General features: G+C 72.7%; 26 protein-coding genes and 2 pseudogenes. 24 read left to right on the top strand and 4 right to left on the bottom strand.

Annotation, left to right across the window (positions count from 1 at the left end):
* Positions 1-11 precede the first annotated feature (11 nt).
* The 9 genes and pseudogenes from ACFZDC_RS09840 (at position 12) to ACFZDC_RS09800 (ending at position 9,696) form a co-directional block, all read left to right on the top strand.
* Positions 12-731 (top strand): methyltransferase domain-containing protein, encoded by a 720-nt coding sequence (locus tag ACFZDC_RS09840; RefSeq protein WP_391321966.1) that lies wholly within the window; start codon positions 12-14, stop codon positions 729-731.
* 127 nt (positions 732-858) lie between these two features.
* Positions 859-1,731 carry a glycosyl hydrolase gene (locus tag ACFZDC_RS09835; protein ID WP_391321965.1) on the top strand — a complete coding sequence of 291 codons (873 nt, stop codon included), beginning with the start codon at positions 859-861 and terminating at the stop codon, positions 1,729-1,731.
* Positions 1,732-1,790: 59 nt separating this feature from the next.
* Positions 1,791-2,624: a M55 family metallopeptidase gene (locus ACFZDC_RS09830; RefSeq protein ID WP_391321963.1), complete on the top strand. Its 834-nt coding sequence runs from the start codon at positions 1,791-1,793 to the stop codon at positions 2,622-2,624.
* Positions 2,617-3,921 carry a M20/M25/M40 family metallo-hydrolase gene (locus ACFZDC_RS09825; protein ID WP_391321961.1) on the top strand — a complete coding sequence of 435 codons (1,305 nt, stop codon included), beginning with the start codon at positions 2,617-2,619 and terminating at the stop codon, positions 3,919-3,921. Before ACFZDC_RS09830 ends, ACFZDC_RS09825 begins: the two co-directional genes overlap by 8 nt.
* 3 nt (positions 3,922-3,924) lie before the next feature.
* Positions 3,925-5,889 (top strand): prolyl oligopeptidase family serine peptidase, encoded by a 1,965-nt coding sequence (locus ACFZDC_RS09820; protein WP_391321959.1) that lies wholly within the window; start codon positions 3,925-3,927, stop codon positions 5,887-5,889.
* Complete coding sequence (locus ACFZDC_RS09815; RefSeq protein ID WP_391321957.1) at positions 5,886-6,809, top strand: LD-carboxypeptidase; 924 nt, start codon at positions 5,886-5,888, stop codon at positions 6,807-6,809. Before ACFZDC_RS09820 ends, ACFZDC_RS09815 begins: the two co-directional genes overlap by 4 nt.
* 181 nt (positions 6,810-6,990) lie before the next feature.
* Positions 6,991-7,557 carry a GNAT family N-acetyltransferase gene (locus tag ACFZDC_RS09810; protein ID WP_391321955.1) on the top strand — a complete coding sequence of 189 codons (567 nt, stop codon included), beginning with the start codon at positions 6,991-6,993 and terminating at the stop codon, positions 7,555-7,557.
* A gap of 11 nt (positions 7,558-7,568) precedes the next feature.
* A pseudogene (locus tag ACFZDC_RS09805) lies at positions 7,569-7,661 on the top strand (arginase family protein); the annotation flags it as partial.
* A 73-nt stretch (positions 7,662-7,734) separates the two neighbouring features.
* Positions 7,735-9,696 carry a DUF5107 domain-containing protein gene (locus ACFZDC_RS09800; RefSeq protein ID WP_391321954.1) on the top strand — a complete coding sequence of 654 codons (1,962 nt, stop codon included), beginning with the start codon at positions 7,735-7,737 and terminating at the stop codon, positions 9,694-9,696.
* A 13-nt stretch (positions 9,697-9,709) separates the two neighbouring features.
* On the opposite strand, the gene ACFZDC_RS09795 is transcribed toward ACFZDC_RS09800, so the two are convergent.
* Positions 9,710-10,057 carry a VOC family protein gene (locus ACFZDC_RS09795; protein WP_391321952.1) on the bottom strand — a complete coding sequence of 116 codons (348 nt, stop codon included), beginning with the start codon at positions 10,055-10,057 and terminating at the stop codon, positions 9,710-9,712.
* 92 nt (positions 10,058-10,149) lie between these two features.
* Between ACFZDC_RS09795 and ACFZDC_RS09790 the strand changes: the two genes are divergently transcribed.
* Positions 10,150-10,590 carry a phage holin family protein gene (locus ACFZDC_RS09790; protein ID WP_391321950.1) on the top strand — a complete coding sequence of 147 codons (441 nt, stop codon included), beginning with the start codon at positions 10,150-10,152 and terminating at the stop codon, positions 10,588-10,590.
* Between the two features lie 71 nt (positions 10,591-10,661).
* Here the strand turns inward: ACFZDC_RS09790 and ACFZDC_RS09785 are convergent, their stop codons facing one another.
* Positions 10,662-11,618 carry a TIGR03557 family F420-dependent LLM class oxidoreductase gene (locus ACFZDC_RS09785; protein ID WP_391321948.1) on the bottom strand — a complete coding sequence of 319 codons (957 nt, stop codon included), beginning with the start codon at positions 11,616-11,618 and terminating at the stop codon, positions 10,662-10,664.
* A 195-nt stretch (positions 11,619-11,813) separates the two neighbouring features.
* On the opposite strand from ACFZDC_RS09785, the pseudogene ACFZDC_RS09780 reads away from it, so the two are divergent.
* The 13 genes and pseudogenes from ACFZDC_RS09780 to ACFZDC_RS09720 form a co-directional block, all read left to right on the top strand.
* Positions 11,814-12,731, top strand: a pseudogene (locus ACFZDC_RS09780) (NAD(P)/FAD-dependent oxidoreductase); the annotation flags it as partial.
* A 531-nt stretch (positions 12,732-13,262) separates the two neighbouring features.
* Entirely contained in the window at positions 13,263-15,110 is a 1,848-nt protein-coding gene (locus ACFZDC_RS09775; protein WP_391322197.1) for a transketolase, read from the top strand.
* A complete protein-coding gene (ligD, locus tag ACFZDC_RS09770; protein WP_391321946.1) occupies positions 15,107-16,051 on the top strand; it encodes a non-homologous end-joining DNA ligase in 945 nt (314 codons plus the stop codon). The genes ACFZDC_RS09775 and ligD overlap by 4 nt, the downstream gene beginning before the upstream one ends.
* Positions 16,052-16,193: 142 nt before the next feature.
* Positions 16,194-16,562: a gas vesicle protein GvpO gene (locus ACFZDC_RS09765; protein WP_391321944.1), complete on the top strand. Its 369-nt coding sequence runs from the start codon at positions 16,194-16,196 to the stop codon at positions 16,560-16,562.
* 67 nt (positions 16,563-16,629) lie between these two features.
* Positions 16,630-17,052 (top strand): gas vesicle protein GvpJ, encoded by a 423-nt coding sequence (locus ACFZDC_RS09760; protein ID WP_391321943.1) that lies wholly within the window; start codon positions 16,630-16,632, stop codon positions 17,050-17,052.
* Positions 17,049-17,819 carry a GvpL/GvpF family gas vesicle protein gene (locus tag ACFZDC_RS09755; protein WP_391321941.1) on the top strand — a complete coding sequence of 257 codons (771 nt, stop codon included), beginning with the start codon at positions 17,049-17,051 and terminating at the stop codon, positions 17,817-17,819. The genes ACFZDC_RS09760 and ACFZDC_RS09755 overlap by 4 nt, the downstream gene beginning before the upstream one ends.
* 29 nt (positions 17,820-17,848) lie before the next feature.
* Positions 17,849-18,112, top strand: a complete 264-nt coding sequence (locus ACFZDC_RS09750; protein WP_391321939.1) for a gas vesicle protein GvpG — start codon at positions 17,849-17,851, stop codon at positions 18,110-18,112.
* Positions 18,109-18,783 (top strand): DNA primase, encoded by a 675-nt coding sequence (locus ACFZDC_RS09745; RefSeq protein WP_391321938.1) that lies wholly within the window; start codon positions 18,109-18,111, stop codon positions 18,781-18,783. The genes ACFZDC_RS09750 and ACFZDC_RS09745 overlap by 4 nt, the downstream gene beginning before the upstream one ends.
* Positions 18,780-19,937 carry an SRPBCC family protein gene (locus tag ACFZDC_RS09740; protein WP_391321936.1) on the top strand — a complete coding sequence of 386 codons (1,158 nt, stop codon included), beginning with the start codon at positions 18,780-18,782 and terminating at the stop codon, positions 19,935-19,937. The genes ACFZDC_RS09745 and ACFZDC_RS09740 overlap by 4 nt, the downstream gene beginning before the upstream one ends.
* Positions 19,934-20,290: a gas vesicle protein GvpJ gene (locus tag ACFZDC_RS09735; protein WP_391321934.1), complete on the top strand. Its 357-nt coding sequence runs from the start codon at positions 19,934-19,936 to the stop codon at positions 20,288-20,290. Before ACFZDC_RS09740 ends, ACFZDC_RS09735 begins: the two co-directional genes overlap by 4 nt.
* Entirely contained in the window at positions 20,287-21,054 is a 768-nt protein-coding gene (locus ACFZDC_RS09730; protein ID WP_391321932.1) for a GvpL/GvpF family gas vesicle protein, read from the top strand. Before ACFZDC_RS09735 ends, ACFZDC_RS09730 begins: the two co-directional genes overlap by 4 nt.
* The gene (locus tag ACFZDC_RS09725; RefSeq protein ID WP_391321930.1) at positions 21,051-21,269 is read left to right on the top strand and encodes a gas vesicle protein GvpJ; all 219 of its coding nucleotides are present in this window, start codon (positions 21,051-21,053) and stop codon (positions 21,267-21,269) included. Before ACFZDC_RS09730 ends, ACFZDC_RS09725 begins: the two co-directional genes overlap by 4 nt.
* Positions 21,266-21,559: a gas vesicle protein GvpK gene (locus tag ACFZDC_RS09720; protein WP_391321928.1), complete on the top strand. Its 294-nt coding sequence runs from the start codon at positions 21,266-21,268 to the stop codon at positions 21,557-21,559. Before ACFZDC_RS09725 ends, ACFZDC_RS09720 begins: the two co-directional genes overlap by 4 nt.
* Positions 21,560-21,598: 39 nt before the next feature.
* On the opposite strand, the gene ACFZDC_RS09715 is transcribed toward ACFZDC_RS09720, so the two are convergent.
* Positions 21,599-22,420, bottom strand: coding sequence for a methyltransferase domain-containing protein (locus tag ACFZDC_RS09715; protein ID WP_391321927.1), 822 nt, complete (start codon positions 22,418-22,420; stop codon positions 21,599-21,601).
* A 121-nt stretch (positions 22,421-22,541) separates the two neighbouring features.
* Positions 22,542-24,029, bottom strand: coding sequence for a phosphatase PAP2 family protein (locus ACFZDC_RS09710; protein WP_391321925.1), 1,488 nt, complete (start codon positions 24,027-24,029; stop codon positions 22,542-22,544).
* A gap of 79 nt (positions 24,030-24,108) precedes the next feature.
* Between ACFZDC_RS09710 and ACFZDC_RS09705 the strand changes: the two genes are divergently transcribed.
* A complete protein-coding gene (locus ACFZDC_RS09705; protein WP_391321923.1) occupies positions 24,109-24,765 on the top strand; it encodes a histidine phosphatase family protein in 657 nt (218 codons plus the stop codon).
* Positions 24,766-24,800: the final 35 nt, after the last annotated feature.

The following is a 24,800-nucleotide window of genomic DNA, read 5'->3' as shown; positions in this document are numbered from 1 at the left end:
GGGAGATCGCAATGAACGTCTCGGACAACTACCGTGACAACTGGGAGAGTTACTGGCGCGGGACCTCGGACGCCACGGGTGAGGCGATCTGGGACTGCGACCCCGCCCTCAGTGCCGAGCCGCACAGCAAGCTGTTCCTGCCCCATGCGGACACCACGCGCACCATCGTGGACCTGGGCTGCGGCAACGGCACCCAGACCCGCTACCTCGCCACCCGGTTCGCGCGCGCCGTCGGCGTCGACCTCTCGCACGCCGCCATCGAGCACGCCCGCCGCGCGGCCGACGGAGCCCCCGTCGAGTTCCAGCAGCTCGACCTGACCGACACCGGCGCCGTCAAGGCCCTGCACGACCGGCTCGGCGACAGCAACGTGTACATGCGGGCCGTCATCCACCAGAGCGAACCGGCCGCCCGCGCCGCGGTGGCCGCCGCCGTGGCCGAGATCATCGGCAGCGAGGGCCGCGCCTTCGTGGTGGAACTCACCTCCGGCTCGCGGGACGTCCTCAAGCGGGCGACGGACGACCCGGAGGGCCCGCCGGCCAAGCTGCGCCGGGTCTTCGACCACGGCCTCAAGCCCGCCGACGCGGACGACCAGGAGATCCTGCGCCTGCTCGCCGAGGCCGGCCTGCAGGTCCTCGCCGACGGCGAGACGACCCTGCCGCAGACCGAGTACCTCGCGGACGGCACCCGCATCGACCTGCCGGCGCGCTGGTTCGTACTCGCCGGGAAGTGAGGGCCGCCCGGAGCCCGGACCGACCCGTGCAGCGCGGGACGGACAGCCGCCGATGCCGCCGTCCCGCGCAGTCCGCCGTCCCCGGACCGGCCCCTCCCAGGCGCGGCCGGAGCACGACGGTCCGGTCGTGACGAAGCCGTGTCCCTTCAGCCGGGATCGTCTGCCTGGCGGGCTGCGTGAGCTTGGGCCGGCCCCCATCGGCGCCGGCGGTGACGGGGCCCAGCCGGCCGCGTCGCTGCCCGGCGGCGGCACGACGTACGCGCCCGCGCAGCCTTACGACGTCACCCCGCTGCTGCACCCGAAGGCCAAGTACTTCGGTGCCACCTTCGACGGCGTCCCCAAGGACCTCAGTCCCGTCGAGCGCTACGCCTCCCAGGTCGGGCGTACCCCGGCCATGCTGGAGTACTACCTCGGCTGGGGCGACGAACCGCAGGCCGGCCAGACCCGCGCCGTGTGGGAGAAGGGCCGGCTCCCGTACATCGCCTGGGAGCCGCACAAGGCCACGTTCGCGCAGATCGCCGACGGCAGCCAGGACGCCTACATCGTCAGCACCGCCCGTACACTGCGGGCCCTGAACGTACCCGTGGCGATGAGCCTGGCCCACGAGATGAACGGTGCCTGGTACCCCTGGGGCACCAGGAAGGCGACCGCGGCACAGTTCGTCAGGGCAGGGCGCCATGTGCACGACGTCTTCCAGGACGAGGGCGTGTCCACGGTCATCTGGTACGAGGACTGGCTGTCCTTCTTCTTCATCGACTGCAAGACGCACGACGGCCGTCACCTGCCGGGCATCCCGGGCTACCGCGCGGCCGTCCGCGACGGCTACTTCGACGGGGTGATGCTGGACTGCTCCGGCGGCCTGCCCGCGGCCGAGGAGGCGGTGCGCCAGGAGATGCGCACCAGCGGCCGCTACCGCCTGACCAGCTCGCTGCCCTACCGGACGTCCACGGGCACCGGGCACTTCGAGATCTGGGTCAGGCGGGGCGCCGGCCTGCGCTGAGGACCCGGAGCCGCCGCGTCGTAGCCCGGCCGCGGCCGTGGAGCGTAACGTGGCGCACCATGAAGATCCTCATCAGCGCGGACATGGAGGGTGCCACCGGCGTCACCTGGCCGGCCGACGTGCTCCCGGGGACGCCGCAGTGGGAGCGGTGCCGCTCGATGTTCACCTCGGACGTGAACGCGGCCGTGCTCGGCTTCTTCGACGGCGGCGCCGACCAGGTGCTCGTCAACGAGGCCCACTGGACCATGCGCAACCTGCTCCTGGAGCAGCTCGACGAGCGGGTCGAGATGCTCACCGGACGGCACAAGGCGCTGTCCATGGTGGAGGGCGTGCAGCACGGCGACGTGGACGGCATCGCGTTCGTCGGCTACCACGCGGGCGCCGGCATGGAGGGGGTCCTCGCCCACACCTACCTCGCGAACCAGATCACCGGGGTGTGGGTGAACGACGTCCGTGCGAGCGAGGGTCTGCTGAACGCGCACGTCGTCGCCGAGTACGGCGTACCGGTCGTGCTCGTCACCGGCGACGACCTGGCCTGCGATGACGCGCTCGGGTACGCGCCCGAGGCACTGAAGGTCGCGGTCAAGGACCATGTGTCCCGGTATGCGGCGGTCTGCCGCACACCGGTGCGGACCGCCTCCGACATCCGCGCGGCGGCCAAGGAGGCCGCGCGACTGGCCGTCCGTCACGAGCCCGTGCGCGGCGGGCCGTTCACCGTCGCCGTCGAGTTCGACGCCGAGCACCTGGCGATGGCGGCGACCGTCGTCCCGGGCGTGGCCCGCGTGGGCGAGCGGAAGGTGGCCTACACCAGCGACACCATGTACGAGGCAATCCGTACCTTCAAGGCGGTCACCACGATCGTCTCGGCCGCGGTGGAGGAGCAGTATGGCTGACGAGCAGGCACTGGACGAGGTCGTCGAGTTCACCTCCGGGCTGATCCGGATCGACACCACCAACCGGGGCGGCGGTGACTGCCGTGAGCGGCCCGCCGCCGAGTACGCGGCCGAACGGCTGGCCGCCGCGGGCCTGGAGCCCCTGCTGCTGGAGCGGGCCCCGGGACGGACCAACGTCGTCGCCCGGATCGAGGGCACCGACCCGTCCGCCCACGCCCTGCTCGTCCACGGCCATCTGGACGTGGTGCCGGCCGAGGCCGCCGACTGGAGCGTGCACCCGTTCTCGGGCGAGATCCGTGACGGCGTCGTGTGGGGGCGCGGCGCCGTCGACATGAAGAACATGGACGCGATGATCGTCGCGGTCGTCCGCGCCTGGGCCCGGCAGGGCGTACGCCCTCGCCGCGACCTCGTCATCGCGTTCACCGCCGACGAGGAAGCCAGCGCCGAGGACGGCTCCGGGTTCCTCGCCGACCGGCATCCGGAGCTGTTCGAGGGCTGCACGGAGGGCATCAGCGAGTCCGGTGCCTTCACCTTCCACGACGGCGCCGGACGGCAGCTCTACCCGATCGCCGCGGGGGAACGCGGCACCGGCTGGCTGAAGCTCACCGCGCGCGGCCGGGCCGGACACGGTTCCAAGGTCAACAAGGAGAACGCGGTGACCCGGCTGGCCGCCGCCGTCACCCGCATCGGCGAGCACGAGTGGCCGCTCCGGCTCACCCCGACCGTACGGGCCGCCCTCAGCGAACTCGCCGCCCTCTACGGCATCGACCCGGACTTCACCGACGTGGACCGGCTGCTGGACAAGCTGGGCCCGGCCGCCAAGCTGGTCGAGGCGACCATCCGCAACAGCAGCAACCCGACCATGCTGGAGGCCGGTTACAAGCTGAACGTCATTCCGGGGGAGGCGGTCGCCTTCGTGGACGGGCGCTACCTGGCCGGCGGCGAGAAGGAGTTCCGCACCACCCTGGACCGGCTCACCGGGCCGGACGTGGACTGGGAGTTCGCCCATCGGGAGGTCGCCCTGCAGGCGCCCCTGGACTCGCCGACGTACGCGAAGATGCGGGCGGCCGTCGAGGAGTTCGCGCCCGAGGGGCACGTCGTGCCCTACTGCATGTCGGGTGGCACGGACGCCAAGCAGTTCTCGCGGCTAGGCATCACCGGCTACGGCTTCGCGCCGTTGAAGCTGCCCGAGGACTTCGACTACCAGGCGCTGTTCCACGGCGTGGACGAGCGCGTCCCCGTCGAGGCGCTGCACTTCGGCGTCCGGGTGCTCGACCGCTTCCTGCGGACGGCCTAGGCGATGGGGGACGAGGTGCACAGGTCGGCGTACGGGTCGTGGCCCTCACCCATCGACGCGGCGTTGGCCGCGGCGCACGGCGGGCAGCCGGAATGGGTCGGGTTCGTCGGTGACGAGGTCTGGTGGACCGAGCCCCGGCCCGCCGAGGGCGGCCGCCGGGCGCTGGTGCGCCGGTCGGCCGACGGTACGGAGGAGTCGGTGCTGCCCGCGCCGTGGAACGTGCGCAGCCGGGTCATCGAGTACGGCGGCCGGCCGTGGACCGGGGTGGTCCGGGACGGCGCGCCCCTGGTGGTGTTCACGCACTTCGCCGACCAGCGGCTGTACCGGTACAAGCCCGGCGGCGAGCCGCGCCCGCTGACGCCCGTCTCCCCGGTGGGCGGCGGACTGCGCTGGGCGGAACCGCAGGTGGACGTCGCCCGCGGTGAGGTGTGGTGCGTACTGGAGGAGTTCACCGGGGAGGACCCGGGCGACGTGCGGCGGGTTCTCGCGGCCGTTCCGCTGGACGGCTCGGCCGCCGAGGACCGGGCCGTCGTACGCGAACTCACCGACGAGGGCCACCGGTTCGTCACCGGGCCTCGGCTCTCGCCCGACGGCCGCCGGGCTGCCTGGCTCGCCTGGGACCATCCGCGTATGCCGTGGGACGGCACGGAAGTGCTGGTCGGCGAGGTCGGCGACGACGGAGTGCTGCATGCGGTCCACACCGTCGCCGGCGGACCGCAGGAGGCCGTCGCACAGGTGGAATGGTCCGCGGACGGCCGTCTCCTGTACGCGAGCGACCACAGCGGCTGGTGGAACCTGTACCGGGACGGCACCCCGCTGTGCCCGCGCGAGGAGGAGTTCGCCGGGCCGCTGTGGAAGCTCGGCCTGCGCTGGTTCGCACCACTGGACAACGGGCTCGTCGCGGTCGTACACGGCCGGGGGGCGAGCGTACTCGGCATCCTGGACCCGGAATCCGGTGAGGTCGTCGACGCCGCCGGGCCGTGGACCGAGTTCGCGCCCACCCTCGCGGCCCACGGCGAACGGGTGGTCGCCGTCGGTGCCAGTCCGCGCACCGCACCCGAAGTGGTCGAACTGGACACCCGGACCGGACGCGCCCGGGCCATCGGCGCCCGGCACCGGGATCCCGTCGACCCGGCCCACTACCCCGAGCCGCAGATCCGCACCTTCACCGGCCCCGCCGGGCGCGAGGTGCACGCACACGTCTACCCGCCGCACCACCCCGGCCGCACCGCCCCCGACGGCGAGCTGCCGCCGTACGTCATCTGGGCGCACGGCGGCCCCACAAGTCGGGTGCCGCTCGTACTGGACCTGGAGATCGCCTACTTCACCTCGCGTGGCATCGGGGTCGCCGAGGTCAACTACGGCGGCTCCACCGGGTACGGCCGTGCCTACCGCGAGCGGCTGCGCGAGCAGTGGGGCGTGGTCGACGTCGAGGACTGCGCGGCCGTCGCCCTCGCCCTGGCCGAGGAGGGCACCGCCGACCCGGACCGGCTCGCCATCCGGGGCGGCAGCGCGGGCGGCTGGACCGCCGCCGCCTCCCTGACCACCACCGACGTCTACGTCTGCGGCACCATCATCTATCCCGTCCTCGACCTCGGCACCTGGGGGCCGGGGGAGACCCACGACTTCGAGTCGCGGTACCTGGAGTCCCTGATCGGCCCGCGTGCTGAGGTACCCGCCCGGTACGCCGAACGTTCGCCCACCGCGCACGCCGGCCGGCTCACCGTGCCCTTCCTGCTGCTGCAGGGCCTGGACGACGTGATCTGCCCGCCCGCCCAGTGCGAACGCTTCCTCGCCGGGATCGAGGGCCGGGGCGTGCCGCACGCCTACCTCACCTTCGAGGGGGAGGGACACGGGTTCCGGCGGGCCGAGACGATGGTGCGCGCCCTGGAGGCCGAACTGTCCCTCTACGCCCAGGTGTTCGCGTTGGCCACACCCGGTGTCCCGGAGTTGGAGTTGCGCACGTGAGAGAGCTGCTACGGCCGGCCAGGCTGGCCCCCGGGGCGCGTGTGGCCGTGGTGGCCACCAGCGGGCCGGTGCCCGAGGAGCGGCTGCAGGCGGGTCTCGACGTGCTGCGCGGCTGGGACCTCGACCCGGTTGCCGCGCCCCATGTGCTCGACCGGCACGGTGAGTTCCCCTACCTGGCGGGCACGGACGCGGATCGTGCCGCCGACTTCCAGAACGCCTGGTGCGACCCGGCGATGGACGCGGTGCTGTGCGCCCGCGGCGGGTACGGCGCGCAGCGGATGATCGATCTGCTCGACTGGGAGGCGATGCGCGCCGCCGGGCCGAAGGTGTTCGTCGGCTTCAGCGACCTCACCGTCCTGCACGAGGCCTTCGCCACCCGCCTCGGGCTCGCCACGCTGCACGGGCCGATGGCGGCGGGCATCGACTTCATCAAGAACGAGCGGGCGCAGAAGCATCTGTGGGCCACGCTCTTCGCCCCGGAGACCGTCCGCACCATCACCTCCGGCGGCACGGCCCTCGTCCCCGGCCGGGCCCGCGGTGTCACCCTCGGCGGCTGCCTCTCCCTGCTCGCCGCGGAGCGCGGCGCCCCGCACGCCCGCCCCTGCGCGCGCGGCGGGCTGCTGTGCCTGGAGGACGTGGGCGAGGAGACGTACCGCCTGGACCGCTACCTCACCCAGCTCCTGCGGGCGGGCTGGCTGGAGGGCGTGCGCGGGGTGCTCCTCGGCTCCTGGGAGCGGTGCGATCCCTATGAGCGGCTGCGGCCCATGCTCGCCGACCGCCTCGGTCCGCTCGGCGTCCCCGTCGTCGAGGATTTCGGATTCGGTCACTGCGCGGGCGGGTTGACCATTCCCTTCGGTGTCGCGGCCGAACTCGACGCGAACGCGGGCACGTTGACACTGGACGAGCCCGCGCTGCGCTGAGTCGGTCCGTGCTGCGCTGAGGGGTGCCGCGCTGCGCTGAGGCTGAGGGGGCCGCGCTGCGCCGAGTGGGTCCACCCGCTTCCCCGCCACCGGCCGCGCCCTGCCCGGCACCGGCCCCGTCGGGGTGTCGTGCGGGGCTTGTCGCACGAAGCGCCGCGACCGTGACACGTAGGCTGGCCGGATGCCGAACACCGCATCCCGCCACCTCGCCGAGGGCCCGCGCGTGGCCATCCGCTCCTTCACTCTCCAGGACGGCCCCGAGTTCACCGCCCGGGCCAGGGAGAGCAAGGACCTGCACCGGCCGTGGCTGTTCCCGCCGGACACCGACGAGGGCTACGCCGCCTACGCCGGATCGCTCATCGAGGACCCGGCCAAGGCCGGCTTCTTGGTGTGCGAGAAGGACACCGGGGACATCGCCGGGTTCATCAACATCAACAACATCGTCCGGGGCGGCTTTCAGTGCGGCGCCCTCGGCTACGGCGCCTTCGCGCACGCGGCCGGCCGGGGGCTGATGCGCGAGGGCCTCGACCTGGTGATCGGGTACGCGTTCGGGCCGCTGGGTCTGCACCGGCTGGAGATCAACGCGCAGCCCGACAACGCGGCTTCCGTCGCGATGGCGCGCGGCGCCGGCTTCCGTCTGGAGGGCTTCTCGCCGGACATGATCTACATCGACGGGGCCTGGCGGGATCACGAACGCTGGGCTCTGACCGTGGAGATGAGGGCTTCCGGCGGATCGTCCGCTCGGTGAGGACGGTCCGCATGCGGACTCTCGTGGTGATCGACGCTCCCTCCCACCTCGGCCTGCGCCCGCCCGCCCCCGGCACCGTACCCGGCTGCCACAAGCTCGCCGGGGACGTGGTCGTGGACGCCTTTGCGCAATCCTGACCGGCAGCTCCCCTGGCCGGCTCATCGCACGCCGGGTTCCATGGTCGTCGTGACGAGGATCCGACGTGACGTACTGACCCTGCCCGCCGCGCGGTTGGGCCCCGACAACCCCCTGCCCCCGCTCCGCCCCCTCGACGAGGTCCACCGCGTCGACGACCGGGACCGGGACGACATGCCGCGGGACATGGCCCGGCAGCTCGGTTACGAGCCGCTGCACAGCCTGCTGCCGGTGCGTGTCCGCGACGGCTACGGCAGAACCCGTGAACCCCGGACCCTCGACGCGCTGGTGATCGAGAACGACCGGCTGCGCGCCACTGTCCTGCCCGGCCTCGGCGGCCGGATCGCCTCCCTCGTCCACCTGCCCACGGGACGCGAACTCCTCTACCGCAACCCGGTCTTCCAGCCCGCCGACTTCGCCCTCAACGGCGCCTGGTACTCCGGCGGCATCGAGTGGAACATCGGCGCCACCGGCCACACCACTCTCTCCTGCGCACCCCTGCACGCGGCCCGCGTCCCCGCCCCGGACGGCGGCGAGATGCTGCGCCTGTGGGAGTGGGAGCGGCTGCGCGACCTGCCCTTCCAGGTCGACCTGTGGCTCCCGGAGGGCTCCGACTTCCTCCACGTCGGCGTCCGCATCCGCAATCCGCACGAGCGTCCGGTGCCCACGTACTGGTGGTCGAACATCGCCGTGCCCGAAAAGGTGAGGGTCCTCGCCCCCGCCGAGGAGGCCTGGCAGTTCGGCTACGAACGCCGTTTGCGCCGAGTGCCCGTCCCGTCGTACGACGGCATCGACCGCACCCATCCCCTCAACAGCCCCTATGCCGCCGACTACTTCTACGAGGTGCCGGAAGGGCGCCGCCGCTGGATCGCCGCCCTGGACGCGGCCGGGCACGGGCTGGTGCAGACCTCCACCGACGTGCTGCGCGGCCGCAAGCTCTTCGTGTGGGGCAGCGGGTCCGGCGGCCGGCGCTGGCAGGAGTGGCTGACCGAACCCGGCACCGGCGGCTACTGCGAGATCCAGGCGGGACTCGCCCGCACCCAGCTGGAGCACGTCCGGCTGGAGCCGGAGAGCGAGGTGTCCTGGCTGGAGGCGTACGGCCCGCTCGACACCCCCCGCGAGGGGGAGTGGACGGCGGTCGTCCGGGGGGCCGAGGAGCGGCTGGCGGCGGTGCTGCCACGCGATCGCGTCGAGGAGGCGTACGCGGCCTGGAAGCCGTATGCCGACACCGAACCCGGCGAAAGCCTCGCCACCGGCTCCGGCTGGGGCGCGCTCGAAGTGCTGCGCGCGGACTGGAAACTGCCCGGCACGCCGTTTCCCGAGTCCACCCTCGGCGAGGCGCAGGCGCCCTGGCTCGAGCTGCTGCGCACCGGCACCCTGCCCGAGCCGCGCCGGGTCCGCCCGCCCCACGAGACGCTCGTCGCCCCGCACTGGCGGGACATGCTGGAGACCGCGCCCGCAGACCCCCACACCGAGTACCACCTGGGCGTCGCCCAGTGGCACGCCGGCGACCGGGCCCAGGCGGTCCGCAGCTGGGAGCGGGCCGTCCCGCTCGCCCCGTCGCTGTGGCCGCTGCTGCGCTGCCTGGCCGTCGCCGACCAGGAGTCGGGCCACCACGAGCGAGCCGCCGACCGGTACGCGGAGGCCTTCGAGGACCTGTGCCGCGAACGGCGCGACGACGGCGAGACCTGGACGGCCGCCCTCGCCGCCCTCGGTCGCGAGACGCTGGAGGCGCTGCTGCGGGTCCGGCGCACCGCGGACGCCCGCGCCGTGTGGGAGCGGCTGCTGCCCGCCGTCCGCCGACGCGGCCGGTTCCGGCTGCTGGAGGCCGAACTGCTGCTCGCCGAGGGACGCCGCGCCGAGGCCCGGGCCGTCTTCGACACCGACTTCGAGGTGGCGGACCTGCGGGAGGGCGACGACGCGATCGGCCGACTGTGGGCCCGGCTCACCGAGGAGCCGCTGCCCGCCCGCCACGACTTCCGGATGCGGCCGGACACGCCCTGAAGCGCGGCCCGGATCAGCCCCCGTGGTCGACGTACTCGAAGACCGAACCGTCCGGGTGCATCGCGAGCAGGTTGCGGCCCACCGGCGTCGGCACCGGTCCCGCGATGATCCGGGCGCCCAGCTCGGTGAGCAGCCGGTGTGCCTCGTCCACGTCCTTCACGGCGATCGTGGCCGCGACCTTGCGCAGCAGCTCCAGTTCGGCCTCGGGGCCGCTCATCAGCAGGAAGCAGCCGATCGCGGCGACCTGGACGCCACCGCGTTCGAACCGGAGCGCTCTGCCGCCCGCGAGACGTTCGTAGAAGGGGATCGCGTCTTCGAGGTCGTCGACGCAGATGCGCAGTGAGGCGCCCAGAATCTCCATGAGGACGAGCCTAGTTGGGTCGGCCGGGCGCGCACAGGCCACGGCCCGGGCCGCCCCTGTTACTCACCGTGCCCAGCGGGTACCCGCAGTTCATGGACCGTTTTGATCACCTGGAACATCTGGACAAGCACCTCGTCGAAGAACTGGCACAGGTGGCACGCGAGACGGTACGCGAGGAACTGCGCGAGCAGAGCCGTAAGCGGCGCCGCACGGCCATGCTCTACGCCGCCGCGGGCGCCGTCGCCCTGTACGCGGGCGGCGCGCTCGCGCTCGCCCTGGGCCTGGGCCTCGCGGCGGGCCTGCCCGGCTGGGCGGCCGCGCTGATCACCGCCGCGATCCTGGGCGCGCTCGCCTACCTGCTGCGCGGTGCCGCCCACCCGAAGCACCCGCACGGCGCGACGCCCGGCCCTGCCGTCGGCGCCACCCCACCGGTCGCCCCGCCCGGCGGACTCGGCATGCCGTACCCGCCGATGCCGTCCGGAACCCCGTCCCGCCCGGACATCGACCCGGAGGGTCCGCACCACCGGGCCTGAGATCGCGTCTCGGCCCACCAGCCGACCGAGGGGCGCGGAGCGACCCCGCGCCTCTCGGCCTCGCCCCGGTCTCAGCCGTTCAGCCGCGGCAGCACCTTCGTCCGGTAGAAGTCGAAGAACCCACGCTGGTCGGCGCCGATCTGGTTGACGTACACCCGGTCGAAACCCGCGTCCGCGAAGGCCCGCAGCGCGGCCACGTGCTCGTCGGCGTCGTCGCCGCACACCGACTTCTCCCGGACCATGTCCTCGGTGACCAGGTCCGCCAACTGCTCGAAGTGCCGCGGTGAGGGCAGCACCTGGCCCATCTCGCCGGGCAGCAGCTCGTTGAACCACAGCCTGCGCACGGTGCGCACGCACTCGTCGCGATCGGCTCCGTAGCAGACCTTCGTCCCCCCGCTCACCGGCTTGGCTCCGCCGCCGCCCTTGCGGAACCGGGTGACCATCTCCTCCTCCGGCATCATCGTGATGTAGCCGTCGCCCACGCGGGCGGCGAGCGACGTGGCCTTCGGGCCGAAGCCGGAGATGTCGATCGGGACGGGCTCGTCGGGGACGGTGTACAGGCGGGCGTTCTCCACGGTGTAGTGCGTGCCGTGGTGGGTGACCTCCTCGCCGGTGAACAGCCGCCGCATCACCTGGACGGCCTCCTCCAGCATCTCCAGGCGGACGTGCAGCGGCGGCCAGCGGTCGCCGAGGATGTGCTCGTTCAGCGCCTCGCCGGTGCCGACGCCGAGCCGGAAGCGGCCCCCGGTCAGCACCGCGCTGGTCGCCGCGGCCTGCGCCAGCACCGCCGGATGGATGCGTACGGTCGGGCACGTCACGGCCGTCTCGATGGGCAGCGACACCGCCTCCGACAGCGCGCCGATCACCGACCAGACGAACGGGCTCTGGCCCTGCGCGTCGTTCCACGGGTGATAGTGGTCGGAGATCCACAGCGCCTGGAAGCCGGCCTGTTCGGCCATGCGGGCCTGTTCGACCAGCTCGGCCGGGCCGTGCTCCTCGCAGGACAGGAAGTAGCCGTACTCGGGCATGGGGGACACCTCCGCGCGACCGGGCGGTCGGGGTCGGGGCTGGTCGGGGTGAGACGGTCCCGGGCCGGGTAACCGTGGCCGCTCGGGGCGAAACGCCGCGCCGAGTGGGCATCCGGGTGAGCTGGGCGGCGTTTGGGTGGCCCGGGCCCGGTTACGCGGAACACCTGAGGGGAGCCACACCGCCGGAGGCGCACCGTGAGTCCACCACGTGTCGTGATCGTCGGCGCCGGTTTCGCCGGGTACCGGGCTGCCCGCACCCTTGCCCGCGTGACCCGGGGCCGTGCCCACATCACGCTGCTCAACCCGACCGACTACTTCCTGTATCTGCCCCTGCTGCCCCAGGTGGCCGCCGGGATCCTGGAGGCCCGCAGGGTCACCGTGTCCCTGCCCGACACCCTGCGCCGCGTACGCCTGTTGCTCGGGGAGGCCGACCGCGTCGACCTGGACGGGCGCACGGTTCACTACAAGGACCCCGAGGGCGGAACCGGAACCGTCGGCTACGACCGGCTGGTGCTGGCCGTCGGCAGCGTCAACAAGCTGCTGCCGATCCCCGGTGTCGCCGAGCACGCGCACGGATTCCGGGGCCTGCCCGAGGCGCTGTACCTGCGCGACCACGTCACCCGGCAGGTGGAGCTGGCCGCCGCGACGAACGACCCGAAGAGCCGTGCCGCGCGCTGCACCTTCGTCGTGGTCGGCGCGGGCTACACCGGCACCGAGGTGGCCGCGCAGATGCAGCTGCTCACCGACAGCCTCGCGCGCCGGATTCTGCCCGGCGCGGCACGGCCGCGCTGGATGCTGCTGGACATCGCGCCGCGGGTGCTGCCGGAGATGGACGAGCGGCTCTCCCGCACCGCCGACCGGGTGCTGCGGGCGCGGGGCGTCGACGTCCGGATGGGGACCTCCGTGAAGGAGGCCACCCACGACGGTGTGCTGCTCAGCGACGGCGAGTTCGTGGAGTGCCGGACCCTGGTGTGGTGCGTCGGGGTCCGGCCCGATCCGCTGGTGGAGGCCGTCGGGCAGCCGCTGGAACGGGGACGGCTGATCGTCGATCCGTACCTGCAGGTGCCCGGCCGCGCCGAGGTGTTCGCCTGCGGCGACGCGGCGGCCGTACCGGATCTGGAGCGCCCGGGCAGGTTCACGCCGATGACGGCCCAGCACGCCTGGCGGCAGGGCAGGGTGGCCGGCGAGAACGTGGCCGCCTCGCTCGGCCTCGGCCGGCGCCGGCGCGCCTACCGCCACCGCGACCTGGGCTTCGCCGTCGACCTCGGCGGCGTCCGGGCCGCCGCCAACCCGCTCGGCATCCCGCTGTCCGGCCTGCCGGCCGGCGCGGTCACCCGCGGCTACCACCTGGCCGCGCTGCCCGGCAACCGCGTCCGCGTCGCCGCCGACTGGCTCCTGAACGCCGTACTCCCGCGCCAGGGCGTCCAGTTGGGCCTCGTGCGGTCCTGGTCGGTCCCGCTGGACACGGCATCACCGGAGCTGGCACGCGTGCCCGGCGGCCCGGGCCGGGTGAGCGAGCCCGCCGAGACCCGGCCCACGGCCCAGCAACCCTCCGACCACCCCGCCCCCGGTCCCGTCAAACGCACCGCCCCCCCCGGACCCCACGGAACGCCCGAACTCCCCCGATGCAGCAGAAGGAGACACATGAACACCGACGAACTCGTCGCACTCGGCCAGCAGTTGCGCGTGGACAGCGTGCGGGCCGCCGCCGCGGCGGGGTCCGGGCATCCGACCTCCTCGATGTCCGCCGCCGATCTGCTGGCCGTGCTGTTCGCGAACCACCTCCGTTACGACTTCGAGCGTCCCGAACACCCCGGCAACGACCGCTTCGTGCTGTCCAAGGGGCACGCCTCGCCCCTGCTGTACGCCGCCTACAAGGCGGTCGGTGCCATCGACGACGGTGAGCTGCTCACCTTCCGCAAGCTCGGCAGCCGCCTCGAGGGGCACCCGACCCCGCGCAGGCTGCCGTGGGTGGAGACGGCCACCGGCTCGCTCGGCCAGGGCCTGCCCGTCGGCGTCGGCATCGCCCTCGCCGGGAAGCGGCTGGACCGCCTCGACTACCGCGTGTGGGTGCTGTGCGGGGACAGCGAGCTCGCCGAGGGCTCGGTGTGGGAAGCCGCCGAGCACGCCTCGTACGAGCACCTGGACAATCTCATCGCGATCGTGGACGTCAACCGGCTCGGCCAGCGCGGACCCACCCGGCACGGCCACGACCTGGACGCCTACGCCCGCCGCTTCCAGGCCTTCGGCTGGCACACGATCGAGATCGACGGGCACGACGTCGACAAGATCGACCGTGCGTACGGCGAGGCGATCTCGACGACCGGGCAGCCCACGGTGATCCTCGCCCGCACCCTCAAGGGCAAGGGCGTCGCCGCGGTCGAGGACCGCGAGGGCCTGCACGGCAAGCCGCTGCCGGAGGCCGACGAGGCCATCGCCGAACTCGGCGGCCCGCGCGGCCTGCGCGTCCAGGTCGGAGAGCCGCCCGCCGCCGGGGTGCTCCGCTCCGTCACCACCGAGGTCCTGCAACTCCCGCGCTACGAGCAGGGCGACGAGGTCGCCACCCGGGACGCCTTCGGCAAGGCGCTCGCCGCGCTCGGCACCGCCCGCGGCGACGTCGTCGCGCTGGACGGCGAGGTCGGTGACTCCACTCGCACCGAAGTGTTCGCCAAGGAGCACCCCGAGCGCTTCTTCGAGTGCTACATCGCCGAACAGCAGCTCGTCGCCGCGGCCGTCGGCATGGCGGCACGCGGCTGGGTACCGTACGCCTCGACGTTCGCGGCCTTCTTCACCCGCGCCCACGACTTCGTGCGGATGGCCTCGATCAGCGGTTCCGGGATCAACCTGGTCGGTTCGCACGCGGGGGTCGCGATCGGGCAGGACGGGCCCTCGCAGATGGGCCTGGAGGACCTGGCCATGTTCCGGGCCGTGTACGGCTCCACCGTGCTGTACCCGTGCGACGCCAACCAGACCGCCCGGCTGGTCGCGGAGATGGCCGGCCTCGAGGGCATCCGCTATCTGCGCACCTCGCGCGGCAAGAGCCCGGTGATCTACGGGCCGGACGAGGAGTTCCCGGTGGGCGGCAGCAAGGTGCTGCGCGCAGGCGAGGAGGACCGGCTGACGATTGTCGCGGCCGGGGTCACCGTGCACGAGGCGCTGGCCGCAGCCGACCGGCTCGAACAGGACGGCATCCGGGTCCGCGTGATCGACCTGTACTCCGTCAAGCCCGTCGACGTGGAGACCCTGCGCCGGGCCGCCGAGGAGACCGGCTGTCTGGTGACCGTCGAGGACCACCGGGAGGAGGGCGGCCTCGGCGACGCGGTCGCGGAGGCGTTCGGCGACGGCCGGCCCGTGCCCCGCCTTGTCCGGGTCGCGGTGCGCACCATGCCGGGCTCCGCCGCGCCCGACGAGCAGCTGCACGCGGCCGGCATCGACGCCACGGGCATCGCGGCCGCGGCGAAACTGCTGGTCGAGGAGGCGGTCGTGCGATGAGTTCGGACCCTGACGACAGGGTGCGGACGATACGGGCGGGCCGCCGTACGGTGGAGATCCAGCGGCCCGGGAAGGTGCTCTTCCCGGGCGGCGGGGACGCCAAGGAGTACACCAAGGGCGACCTCGCCGACTACTACCACTCCGTCGCGCCCTACCTGCTGCCGCATCTGCGGGGCCGCCCGCTGATGCTGGAGCGCCACCCGGACGGCCTCGACGGCCCCCGCTTCATGCAGAAGAACACCCCGGAGCACTACCCGGACTGGGTCACCCGGGCCGAGGTCGCCAAGGAGGGCGGCACGGTGACCCACGTCGTGTGCGACGACACCGCCACCCTCCTCCACCTCGCCGACCAGGCCTGCATCACCCTGCACCGCTGGCTCTCCCGCACCGACCGGGCCGGCGGCCTCGACCACCCCGACCGGCTGGTCTTCGACCTGGACCCCGCCGGCGACGACTTCGCCGCCGTCCGGCGGGCCGCCGGGCGGCTCCACGAGCTGCTGGACGAGCTGGGCCTGCCCAGCGCGCCGATGACCACCGGCTCGCGCGGCCTCCACCTCGTCGTCCCGCTCGACGGACGCCACGACTTCGACGAGGTACGCCGCTTCGCCCACGAGGTCGCGGAGTTCGCCGAGGCAGCGGACCCGGACCGGCTCACCACCGCCGCCCGCAAGAGCGAGCGCGGCGACCGCCTCTACCTCGACGTGCAGCGCAACGCCTACGCGCAGACGGCCGTCGCTCCCTATACGGTCCGCGCCCTGCCCGGCGCCCCCGTCGCCGTGCCCCTCGCCTGGGAGCAGCTGGACGAACCCGGCCTCGACGCCCGCCGCTGGACCATCGCCGACGCCGTCGACCAGGCCCGCACCGACCCCTGGTCCGGCCTGCCGAGCCGGGGCCGTGCCCTGGGACCCGCCCGGCGCCGCCTGGCGGAGCTGCGGGGCTGAGCGTGGCCGTACGCGGCTGAGCACAGCTGGGGACGGCCGGTCGCGGCCGCCCCCAGCACCTCGGTGACCTGCGACGCCGAGGAGCCATGCCCTTCCTATGTTTGGCCAGGGGAGGAGCGGCCACCCGCAAGGAGAGGTGGCCATGTCGAACACAAAGAACACATCCGAGTCACAGGATTCGCAAGAACCCCAGGACTCACAGGAGAACCACCACACGTCAGGAAGGAACGCGGACCGGCGGCCGAGCCCCATGGAGGTCCTGCGTCAGGCGCGGGCCCAGCTCGCCGAACTCACCGGTCTCGCACCGGAGTCGGTGTCCTCCTTCGAGCAGTCCGAGGACGGATGGTCGCTCGAGATGGAGGTCCTCGAACTCGCCCGGGTGCCGGACACGATGAGCCTGATGGCGAGCTACCAGGTCGAACTGGACCCGGAGGGGCAGCTCACCGGTTACCGGCGCGTTCGCCGTTACGAGCGCGGACGGGCCGACGCCCGCAGGGCCGGCGGCCACTAGGCCGGCCGCCCGCGTCCCGGGCCCACATACACACCGCAAGAGATCACTTACGAGGAGGAACGGTCGCATGACCGTGGTACCGGCACAGCAGACCGGCGGTGGAGGCGGCAGCAGCGGCCTCTACGACGTACTCGAGCTGGTGCTCGACAGGGGGCTCGTCATCGATGCCTTCGTGCGCGTCTCCCTGGTCGGCATCGAGATCCTGAAGATCGACGTCCGGGTCGTCGTGGCCAGCGTCGACACCTACCTGCGCTTTGCCGAGGCGTGCAACCGCCTCGACCTTGAGGCGGGGCCGCGCAAGAGCCCGGGCCTGCCCGACCTGGTCGGCGAGATCACCGAGTCCGGAGCCCGCGGCAAGTCCAAGGGGGCGCTGTCCGGCGCCGCGCAGACCGTGTCCGACGCCTTCAAGCAGGCTCGGGAAGAAGGGCAGACCGAGGACCGGCCGCGTCCGCGCAAGAGCACGGCACGCCGGAAGGAGGAGCAGGAGTGAGCACGTACGTCTACGGGATCACCGCACGGTCCCACCCGTCGCTCCCGGAGGGCATGGCCGGTGTCGGCGAGCCGTCCCGCCCCGTACGCATCCTCACGGCCGGTGAACTGGCCGCCGTGGTCAGTGACGCCCCCGAGGACCTGCGCCCCAAGCGCAGGGACCTGCTCGCCCACCAGAACGTGCTCGCCGAGACCGGCGCGGGCGGCTGCGTGCTGCCCATGCGCTTCGGCAGCGTCGCCGACGGCGACGACGCCGTCACCCAGGTGCTCACCGAGCGCGCGGAGCACTACGGTGAGCGGCTGCGGGAGCTCGACGGCAAGGTCGAGTACAACGTCAAGGCCAGCCACGTCGAAGAGGCCGTGCTGCACCTCGTGATGGCCGAGAACACCGAACTGCGCACCCTCGCCGAGGACAACCGGCGTTCGGGCGGCGGCAGTTACGAGGACAAGATCCGCCTGGGTGAGATGGTCGCGGCCGCCGTCAAGGCCAAGGAGACCGAGGACGCCACCGAGGTGCAGGGCCTGCTGGCCCCCGCGGCCGCCGCCGTGAGCGTGGGCCCCGAGTCCACCGGCTGGCTGCTCAACGCGTCCTTCCTGGTCGCCCGGGACTCGGCCGAGAACTTCCTGGCCACGGTCGAACAGGTCCGCAAGAGCCATGCCCACCTCGACCTGCGCGTCAACGGACCGTTGCCGCCGTACAGCTTCGTCGAGCCCGGCCCGGCCGAGCCCGCGGGCAGCACGGCCGGCGCCGACGCCGGCGCGCAGTAGCGGCGGGGCCCGAGCGGAAGGAGAACAGCGTGGGGTTGATCGGTGAGGTGCTGCTGCTGCCGTTCGCTCCGGCGCGCGGCAGCCTGTGGGCGATCAGACAGGTGCTCCGCGAGGCGGAACGGATCTACTACGACCCCGCCACCGTACGGGCCGAACTCGCCCGCCTCGAAGAGCAGCTGGAGGCGGGCGAGGTCACTGAGGAGGAGTTCGACCGGCTCGAGGACGAACTGCTCGACCGGCTGGAGATAGCCATGCGCTCCGGCGAAACGACTGGCGAGGGGACGACATCATGAATCGGACGGCACTCGGCCTCGCGGTAGGGGCCGGATACCTGCTGGGGCGCACGAAGAAAGCGAAAATGGCCCTCGCGGTCGGCTCTCTCGTGGCCGGGAAGAAGCTGAATCTGACCCCGCGGGCCCTGGGCGACCTGCTCCAGCAACAGCTGCGCGACAACCCGCAGTTCAAGGAGATCGGGGACCAGTTGCGCGAGGACCTGCGAGGCGTCGGTAAGGCCGCCTCCGGGGCCATGGCCGAGCGGCAGATGAACGCGCTCGCCGAGCGGCTGCACGGCCGTACCACCGAGGTGCGCGACCGGCTCTCCGGGGCGGTGCCCGGGACCGGCTCCGACGAGGAGGACGAGGAGCCGCGGGACGACGCCGAGGACACCGAGGACACCGAGGACACTTCGGAAGGTCGGCAGGAGGAGCGGCCGCGCAAGAAGGCGGCCGAGAAGGAGACCGGGGACGACGAGGAGACCTCGCAGGCCCGGCGGGAGGAGCGGCCGCGCAAGAAGGCGGCCGAGAAGACCCCGCCGAAGAAGGCATCTGCCAAGAAGGCCGCTCCCAAGGCTCCGGCCAAGAAGACGGCAGTGGCCCGCAAGACGGCCGCGAAGAAGACGGCCGCGGCCGGCGGCGGGAGCCGTGGCGGCCGGTCCCGGCAGTCGAAGGGTGGCGATGACCGATGACCGAAACCCTCGGATCCGCCGGCAAGGCCACGGGTGCCGCCAAGAGCAACCCCATATCCGATCTCGCCCACAGCGAGGCCGCAGACCACCTCAAGGAAGAGGTACAGGAATACCTGTCCGCGCAGGCTGAGCGGCTGCTGAGCGGCCTCGGCCGCAAGCTCGGAGAGACCACGGTCAAGCTCAACGACATCGCAGAGGGCAACAGCCCGGGCTTCGCGAAGCTGGCGCTCGACGGCGGCCGCAGGCTCGCCCAGGGCCAGGGGCCGCTGCGCTCCATGCTCGGGGTCGGCTTCGACCGGGCCAAGGAGAACGTCATGGACGCCGTCAAGAACCTCGGGGGCGGCAAGGGTAAGCGCAAGGGCGGCGGGGGCAACAAGCCCACCGTCATCATCGAGTCCATCGACGTCGGCGTGCCGCTGCGCACGGCGTACGACCAGTGGACCCAGTACCAGGACTTCAGCACCTTCGCCAAGGGCGTCAAGAGTGCCAACCGCGCCGACGACACCAAGTCCGACTGGCAGCTGAAGGTGTTCTGGTCCAACCGCAGCTGGAAGGCCCACACCACCGAGCAGATCCCGGACTACCGCATCCAGTGGACGTCGGAGGGCGCCAAGGGCACCACGAAGGGTGTCGTGTCCTTCCACTCGCTCGGGGACAACCTCACCCGTGTCCTGCTGGTCATGGAGTACTACCCGAGCGGTCTGTTCGAGAAGACCGGCAACATATGGCGCGCCCAGGGCCGCAGGGCCCGGCTCGACCTGAAGAACTTCGCCCGGTTCATCACGCTCAAGGGTGAGGCGGAGGACGGCTGGCGCGGCGAGATCCGCGACGGTGAGGTCGTCCGCAGCCATGAGGACGCGGTCGCCGAGGAGGAGGAAGAGTCCCAGGAGCGGGAGGAGGAAGGCGAGGAGGCCGAGGAGGCCGAGGAGGGCGAGGAGCCTGAGGAGGAGGCCGAGGAGCCTGAGGAGGAAGACGAGGAAGAGGAGGGCGAGGAACTCGAGAACGAGGCCGAGGAGCCCGAGGAGGAGGTCGAGGAAGAGGCGGCCGAGTACGAGGACGAGGAGGAGCCCGGCGGCGAAGAAACACCGGAGGATGAAGAGGAGTACGAGGAGGAAGAGGAACCCGAGTACGCCGGAGGCGGGAGCCGTCGATGACGACGCCCAGCCGGTTCCCGGAGTCGTCCAGCCGCTTCCCCGAGCCCTACGGCCACAGCAGCGGTGCGAACCTCGCCGACATCCTCGAGCGCGTGCTCGACAAGGGCATCGTCATCGCGGGCGACATCAGGATCAACCTGCTCGACATCGAACTCCTCACCGTCAAGCTCCGGCTCATCGTCGCCTCGGTCGACAAGGCCAAGGAAATGGGCATTGACTGGTGGGAGACCGACCCCGCTCTCTCCTCCCGCGCCCGCAGGGACGAACTCACCCGCGAGAACGCCGAGCTCAGGGAGCGGCTGGCACGCCTCGAGGAGCTGGAAACCGGCCGTGCGCCGAAGGAGGCCCCATGACCGGACTGCGGTACGTCTACGCCGTCTGCCACCCGCTCGGCGCGCCCCTGCAGGCCGAGCTGACGGGCATCGGGGGCGCTCCGCCGGCGCTGCTGCACCACCATGGGCTGGTGGCGGTCGTCAGCACGGTCCCGGAGCACGACTTCTGCGAGGAGGCCCTGCGGGGCCGCCTGGAGGACCTCGACTGGCTGGCCGCCACCGCCCGCGCCCACCAGGGCGTGATCGACGCGCTCACCACCGTCACCACCCCGCTGCCGCTCCGGCTCGCGACCGTCTTCCGGGACGACAGCGGGGTGCGCATGATGATCGAGGAACGTGAGGGCGACTTCCGGCGCATCCTCGACCGGCTGGAGGGCCGGGTCGAATGGGGCGTCAAGGTGTACCTGGAGAGCGCGTCGAGCGAGGTCGCGGAACCCGCCGTCTCGGGCGCCGCCCGACCCGCCAGCGGGCGGGACTATCTGCGCCGGCGGCGTGAGTCCACGCACGCGCACGAGGAGCAGTGGCGCAGCGCCGAGACGTTCGCCCAGACCCTGCACGAGCGGCTTTCCCGCTATGCCGAGGATTCCCGGCTGCACCCGCCGCAGAACGCCGCGCTGTCCGGGACGTCGGGCCGGAACGTGCTCAACGCCGCTTACCTGGTACGCCGGGCGGATTCCGAGGGATTCGTGGAAATGGTGGACCGCACGAAGGGCGAGGTGCCCGGAATACGTGTGGAACTCACCGGGCCCTGGGCCGCTTATTCGTTTTCCGGGGAGGAACAGTGACCGTCATCGAACGCCGTGAGGTCGCCCTGGTCGACCTGCTCGACCGGCTGCTGGCCGGCGGGGTCGTCATCACCGGCGACATCACGCTGCGGATCGCGGACGTCGACCTCGTGCGCATCGACCTGAACGCGCTGATCAGTTCGGTGAACGAGTCGGTCCCCTCGCCCTTCGAGGTGCTGCCCGCCGCCCGGCCGGGGATCGAGGGGCCCCGATGACGGTACACAAGACGCAACGCAACCGGCTCGACCTGGAACCCGACACCGTCGAGCGAGACCTGGTGAAACTCGTTCTGACCGTGGTGGAACTGCTGCGCCAGCTGATGGAACGGCAGGCGGTGCGCCGCTTCGACACCGGCGAGCTGAGCGAGGAGCAGGAGGAGCGGATCGGGCTCACCCTGATGCTCCTGGAGGAGCGGATGGCGGAGCTGCGGGAGCGCTACGGCCTGCGGCCCGAGGACCTGAACCTGGACCTCGGACCGCTCGGACCGCTGCTTCCCCGGGAATGAGCCGGGCGCGGCGGACGAATCACGAGTGAGAGGGGCGGTTCACGCTTCTTTACGGCACAGGATCTCCCCGTGCAGCACCGTGAACCAGCCCTTCTCCCGCCGGCCCCACTCCCGCCACGCCTCGGACGCGGCCCTCAGGAGTTCCGGTGTCGCGTGGCCGCCCTCCGTGGCCCGCTCGGCGTAGTCCGGGGCGAGGGTGCGGTCCGCCCACAGGCCGCTCCACCAGGCCCGCTCCTCGGGCGTGGCGAACGTCCAGGTGCTGGAGCCGGCCGTGATGTCCCTCAGTCCGGCGGCCAGCGCCCAGGCCCTCAGCCGGCGCCCGGCGTCCGGCTCGCCGCCGTTGGCCCGGGCGACCCGCTCGTACAGGTCCAGCCAGTCGTCGAGGCCCGGCACCGCCGGATACCAGGTCATGGCAGCGTAGTCGGCGTCCCGTACGGCGATGTACCCGCCCGGTTTCGTCACCCGGCGCATCTCGCGCAGCGCCTGCACCGGGTCGCCGACGTGCTGGAGCACCTGGTGGGCGTGGACCACGCAGAACGTCTCGTCGGGGTAGTCCAGGGCGTGGACGTCGGCGACCGCGAAGTCCACATTGGCCAGGCCGCGCCCGGCGGCGGTCTCCCGGGCCTGGCGCAGGATGCCGGGCGCGTGGTCGACGCCGGTGACGTGGCCGTCGGGCACCAGTTCCGCCAGGTCGGCGGTGATGGTGCCCGGGCCGCAGCCGATGTCCAGGATCTTCATGTGGGGCTTGAGCACGCCGAGCAGATGGGCCGCGGAGTTGGCGGCGGTCCGCCAGGTGTGGGACCGCAGCACCGACTCGTGGTGGCCGTGCGTGTAGACGGCGGTCTCCTGCGCTTTCGGCATGGCTGTGCCCCTTCGCCCCTCGTCGATGGACCGGCCGGGGGCCTGCGGCCCGGTGGCGCGGTACGTCGAACGGTACGCGTCCATGCCGAATGATGAGACCCGTATATCAGAATATGGACGGTCAGGAGAGGGGGCGGTACACGGTCAGCGCCTCGGGCAGCTTCTCCACCAGCACGTCGCCCCTGACCTCGGTCACCTCGCCGTCGTAGGCCAGGGGGGTCCCGGGGGCGAGGCCGGTCAGCCGCAGCCGGTTCAGCTGCACCGCCGCATGGGCGGGTGAACGGGTGAGCGGACCGGCCGCCGCCGCTGCCAGCAGCCGCAGCGCGGGCTTGCGGCTGCCGTGCACGACCCGCACGTCCAGCAGTCCGTCCGCCAGGTCCTTGCGGCGACCGGACGCGAGCCCCATGCGGTGGTAGACGCCGTTGCCCACGAACAGCAGCCACAGCGGCCGGCGCTGCCCGCCGAGCACGACCTCCAGCGGATGCCCGTCGGAGCGCAGCACCTTCAGCGCTCCGAGCACCCCGGCCGGCCAGCCGCCGATCCGGGACGACCAGCGGTCCCGTACGCGCACCAGCTCCGGGTAGACGCCCAGACTGAGCGTGTTGACGAAGATGCCCTCCTGGTCCCCGGCGACGAACCGGCCGACGTCCACGCGGACCGCCTCGCCCCGGCGGACGGCGTCGGCCACCTTGCGTTCATCCTCCAGGCGCAGGTCGTAGGCGAAGTGGTTCAGTGTGCCTCCGGGCACCACCGCCAGGGGCAGGCCGTGCCGCAGCGCGACCGAGGCCGCCACGTTCACCGTCCCGTCGCCCCCGCACACCCCGAGCGCCCTCGCCCGCACGGCCGCCCTCTCCAGCTCCGCCCTCACGTCCTGGGGCTCACACTCCAGGACCTCCGCCTTGGGCAGTGCCTCGCGCAGCACGCCCACCCGGTCGGAGGTGCCCGAGGCGCGGTTGGCGACGACCACGAGGCCGTCGCCCTCGGGCAGGGCCGGCGCCTCGGCACGTGGCCGCGGCGCCGGCGTGATCTGGGCTCGGGTCGGCACCAGGCCTCGGACGGCGAACGCCGCGCCCGCGCCCAGCGCCGCCCCGGCGAGCACGTCGCTCGGAAAGTGCACGCCCGTGTAGACCCGGGACATGGCCACGGAGAACGCCACCGGCGCCACCACCGTTCCCCAGGCCGGCGACTCCAGGGCCACGCCGGTCGCGAAGGCGGCGGCCGACGCCGCGTGACCCGACGGGAAGGACGTGGTGATCGGCTGCCGCTTCAGCTGCCGGGCCAGCGGCACCGGATCCAGCACGGGCCGGGCGCGGCGCACGGACCGCTTGCCGAGGGTGTTGATTGCCAGAGAGGCCAGGCTCAGGGAGGCGACCCCGCGAGTGGCGGCCCGCCGCGCCCGCGGGGTGCGGCTGGCCGCGATCACGGCGGCCGTCGCGAACCACAGCACCCCGTGGTTCGCGCTCCGGCTCAGCTTCGGCAGCACCCGCTCGGCACCGGGCCAGTGCCATGCCGCGGCCGCCTCGAACAGCCGGGAGTCGGCGGCGAGCAGCCACCGCAGGGCGTGCCGGCCGGTCTTCGGGACGGCGGTCAGGTCGACGTCTGCGCTCATGGGGTGCGGTTACCCTGAAGCAGCCCCTTCTTGTGTCCGTGTACGCCGATTGCCTGGCCGACGCGGGAGGAAACCCCGGATGCGCCTGCTCCTCGTCCGCCACGGTCAGACCCCGTCCAACCTGGACCATCTGCTGGACACCGGCGTACCCGGCCCGGGCCTGACCCCGCTCGGCGAACGGCAGGCCGCCGCCCTGCCCGAGGCACTCGCCGGCGAGGACATCGAGGCCGTCTACGCCTCCACCCTGCTGCGCACCCGGCTCACCGCCGCCCCGCTGGCCGCCGCACGGGACCTGGAAGTGATCGTCCGCGCCGGCATCCGCGAGGTGTCCGCAGGCGACCTGGAGATGCGGCCCGGCGACTCCCCGGAGGGCCGGCTGTACCTGCGCACGGTGTTCGCGTGGGCGGCCGGGGACCCGTCGCTCAGGATCCCCGGCGGGGAGAGCGGCGAGGAGGCACTGGCCCGGTACGACGCCGTGATCGCCGAGGCCGCCGCGAGCGGCGCGGTCACCGTCGCCATGGTCAGCCACGGCGCCGCCATCCGCATGTGGACCGCCGCCCGCGCCGCCAACGTCGACGTGGCCTTCGCCGCCGCCCGCCCGCTGCGCAACACCGGTGTGGTGATCCTGGAGGGCTCGCCGGCCGACGGGTGGAAGGCACTGTCCTGGGAAGGCGCCACCGTCGTACCCGCGGGGGAGGGCGGCCCGGCCGGAGAGCCCCTGGACGCTGCCGGATAAGCGTTTGCCCAGGGTCGGGGCCGCCCCGGAGAATG

The organism is Streptomyces sp. NPDC007905, assembly GCF_042959345.1.
In the GTDB taxonomy this organism is placed as follows: domain Bacteria; phylum Actinomycetota; class Actinomycetes; order Streptomycetales; family Streptomycetaceae; genus Streptomyces.
The sequence above is the reverse complement of the archived record's forward strand: the minus strand, read 5'-3'. Positions and strand labels throughout refer to the sequence as shown.

Coding starts and splice junctions, on each gene's coding strand:
- ACFZDC_RS09800 (WP_391321954.1), top strand. CDS start 7,735: ATGGTCGTCGTGACGAGGATCCGACGTGACGTACTGACCCTGCCCGCC.
- ACFZDC_RS09785 (WP_391321948.1), bottom strand. CDS start 11,618: ATGCCCGAGTACGGCTACTTCCTGTCCTGCGAGGAGCACGGCCCGGCC.
- ACFZDC_RS09715 (WP_391321927.1), bottom strand. CDS start 22,420: ATGCCGAAAGCGCAGGAGACCGCCGTCTACACGCACGGCCACCACGAG.
- ACFZDC_RS09775 (WP_391322197.1), top strand. CDS start 13,263: ATGAACACCGACGAACTCGTCGCACTCGGCCAGCAGTTGCGCGTGGAC.
- ACFZDC_RS09705 (WP_391321923.1), top strand. CDS start 24,109: ATGCGCCTGCTCCTCGTCCGCCACGGTCAGACCCCGTCCAACCTGGAC.
- ACFZDC_RS09740 (WP_391321936.1), top strand. CDS start 18,780: ATGACCGAAACCCTCGGATCCGCCGGCAAGGCCACGGGTGCCGCCAAG.
- ACFZDC_RS09760 (WP_391321943.1), top strand. CDS start 16,630: ATGACCGTGGTACCGGCACAGCAGACCGGCGGTGGAGGCGGCAGCAGC.
- ACFZDC_RS09790 (WP_391321950.1), top strand. CDS start 10,150: ATGGACCGTTTTGATCACCTGGAACATCTGGACAAGCACCTCGTCGAA.
- ACFZDC_RS09795 (WP_391321952.1), bottom strand. CDS start 10,057: ATGGAGATTCTGGGCGCCTCACTGCGCATCTGCGTCGACGACCTCGAA.
- ACFZDC_RS09820 (WP_391321959.1), top strand. CDS start 3,925: ATGGGGGACGAGGTGCACAGGTCGGCGTACGGGTCGTGGCCCTCACCC.
- ACFZDC_RS09720 (WP_391321928.1), top strand. CDS start 21,266: ATGACGGTACACAAGACGCAACGCAACCGGCTCGACCTGGAACCCGAC.
- ligD (WP_391321946.1), top strand. CDS start 15,107: ATGAGTTCGGACCCTGACGACAGGGTGCGGACGATACGGGCGGGCCGC.
- ACFZDC_RS09810 (WP_391321955.1), top strand. CDS start 6,991: ATGCCGAACACCGCATCCCGCCACCTCGCCGAGGGCCCGCGCGTGGCC.
- ACFZDC_RS09710 (WP_391321925.1), bottom strand. CDS start 24,029: ATGAGCGCAGACGTCGACCTGACCGCCGTCCCGAAGACCGGCCGGCAC.
- ACFZDC_RS09735 (WP_391321934.1), top strand. CDS start 19,934: ATGACGACGCCCAGCCGGTTCCCGGAGTCGTCCAGCCGCTTCCCCGAG.
- ACFZDC_RS09765 (WP_391321944.1), top strand. CDS start 16,194: ATGTCGAACACAAAGAACACATCCGAGTCACAGGATTCGCAAGAACCC.
- ACFZDC_RS09745 (WP_391321938.1), top strand. CDS start 18,109: ATGAATCGGACGGCACTCGGCCTCGCGGTAGGGGCCGGATACCTGCTG.
- ACFZDC_RS09730 (WP_391321932.1), top strand. CDS start 20,287: ATGACCGGACTGCGGTACGTCTACGCCGTCTGCCACCCGCTCGGCGCG.
- ACFZDC_RS09825 (WP_391321961.1), top strand. CDS start 2,617: ATGGCTGACGAGCAGGCACTGGACGAGGTCGTCGAGTTCACCTCCGGG.
- ACFZDC_RS09840 (WP_391321966.1), top strand. CDS start 12: ATGAACGTCTCGGACAACTACCGTGACAACTGGGAGAGTTACTGGCGC.
- ACFZDC_RS09830 (WP_391321963.1), top strand. CDS start 1,791: ATGAAGATCCTCATCAGCGCGGACATGGAGGGTGCCACCGGCGTCACC.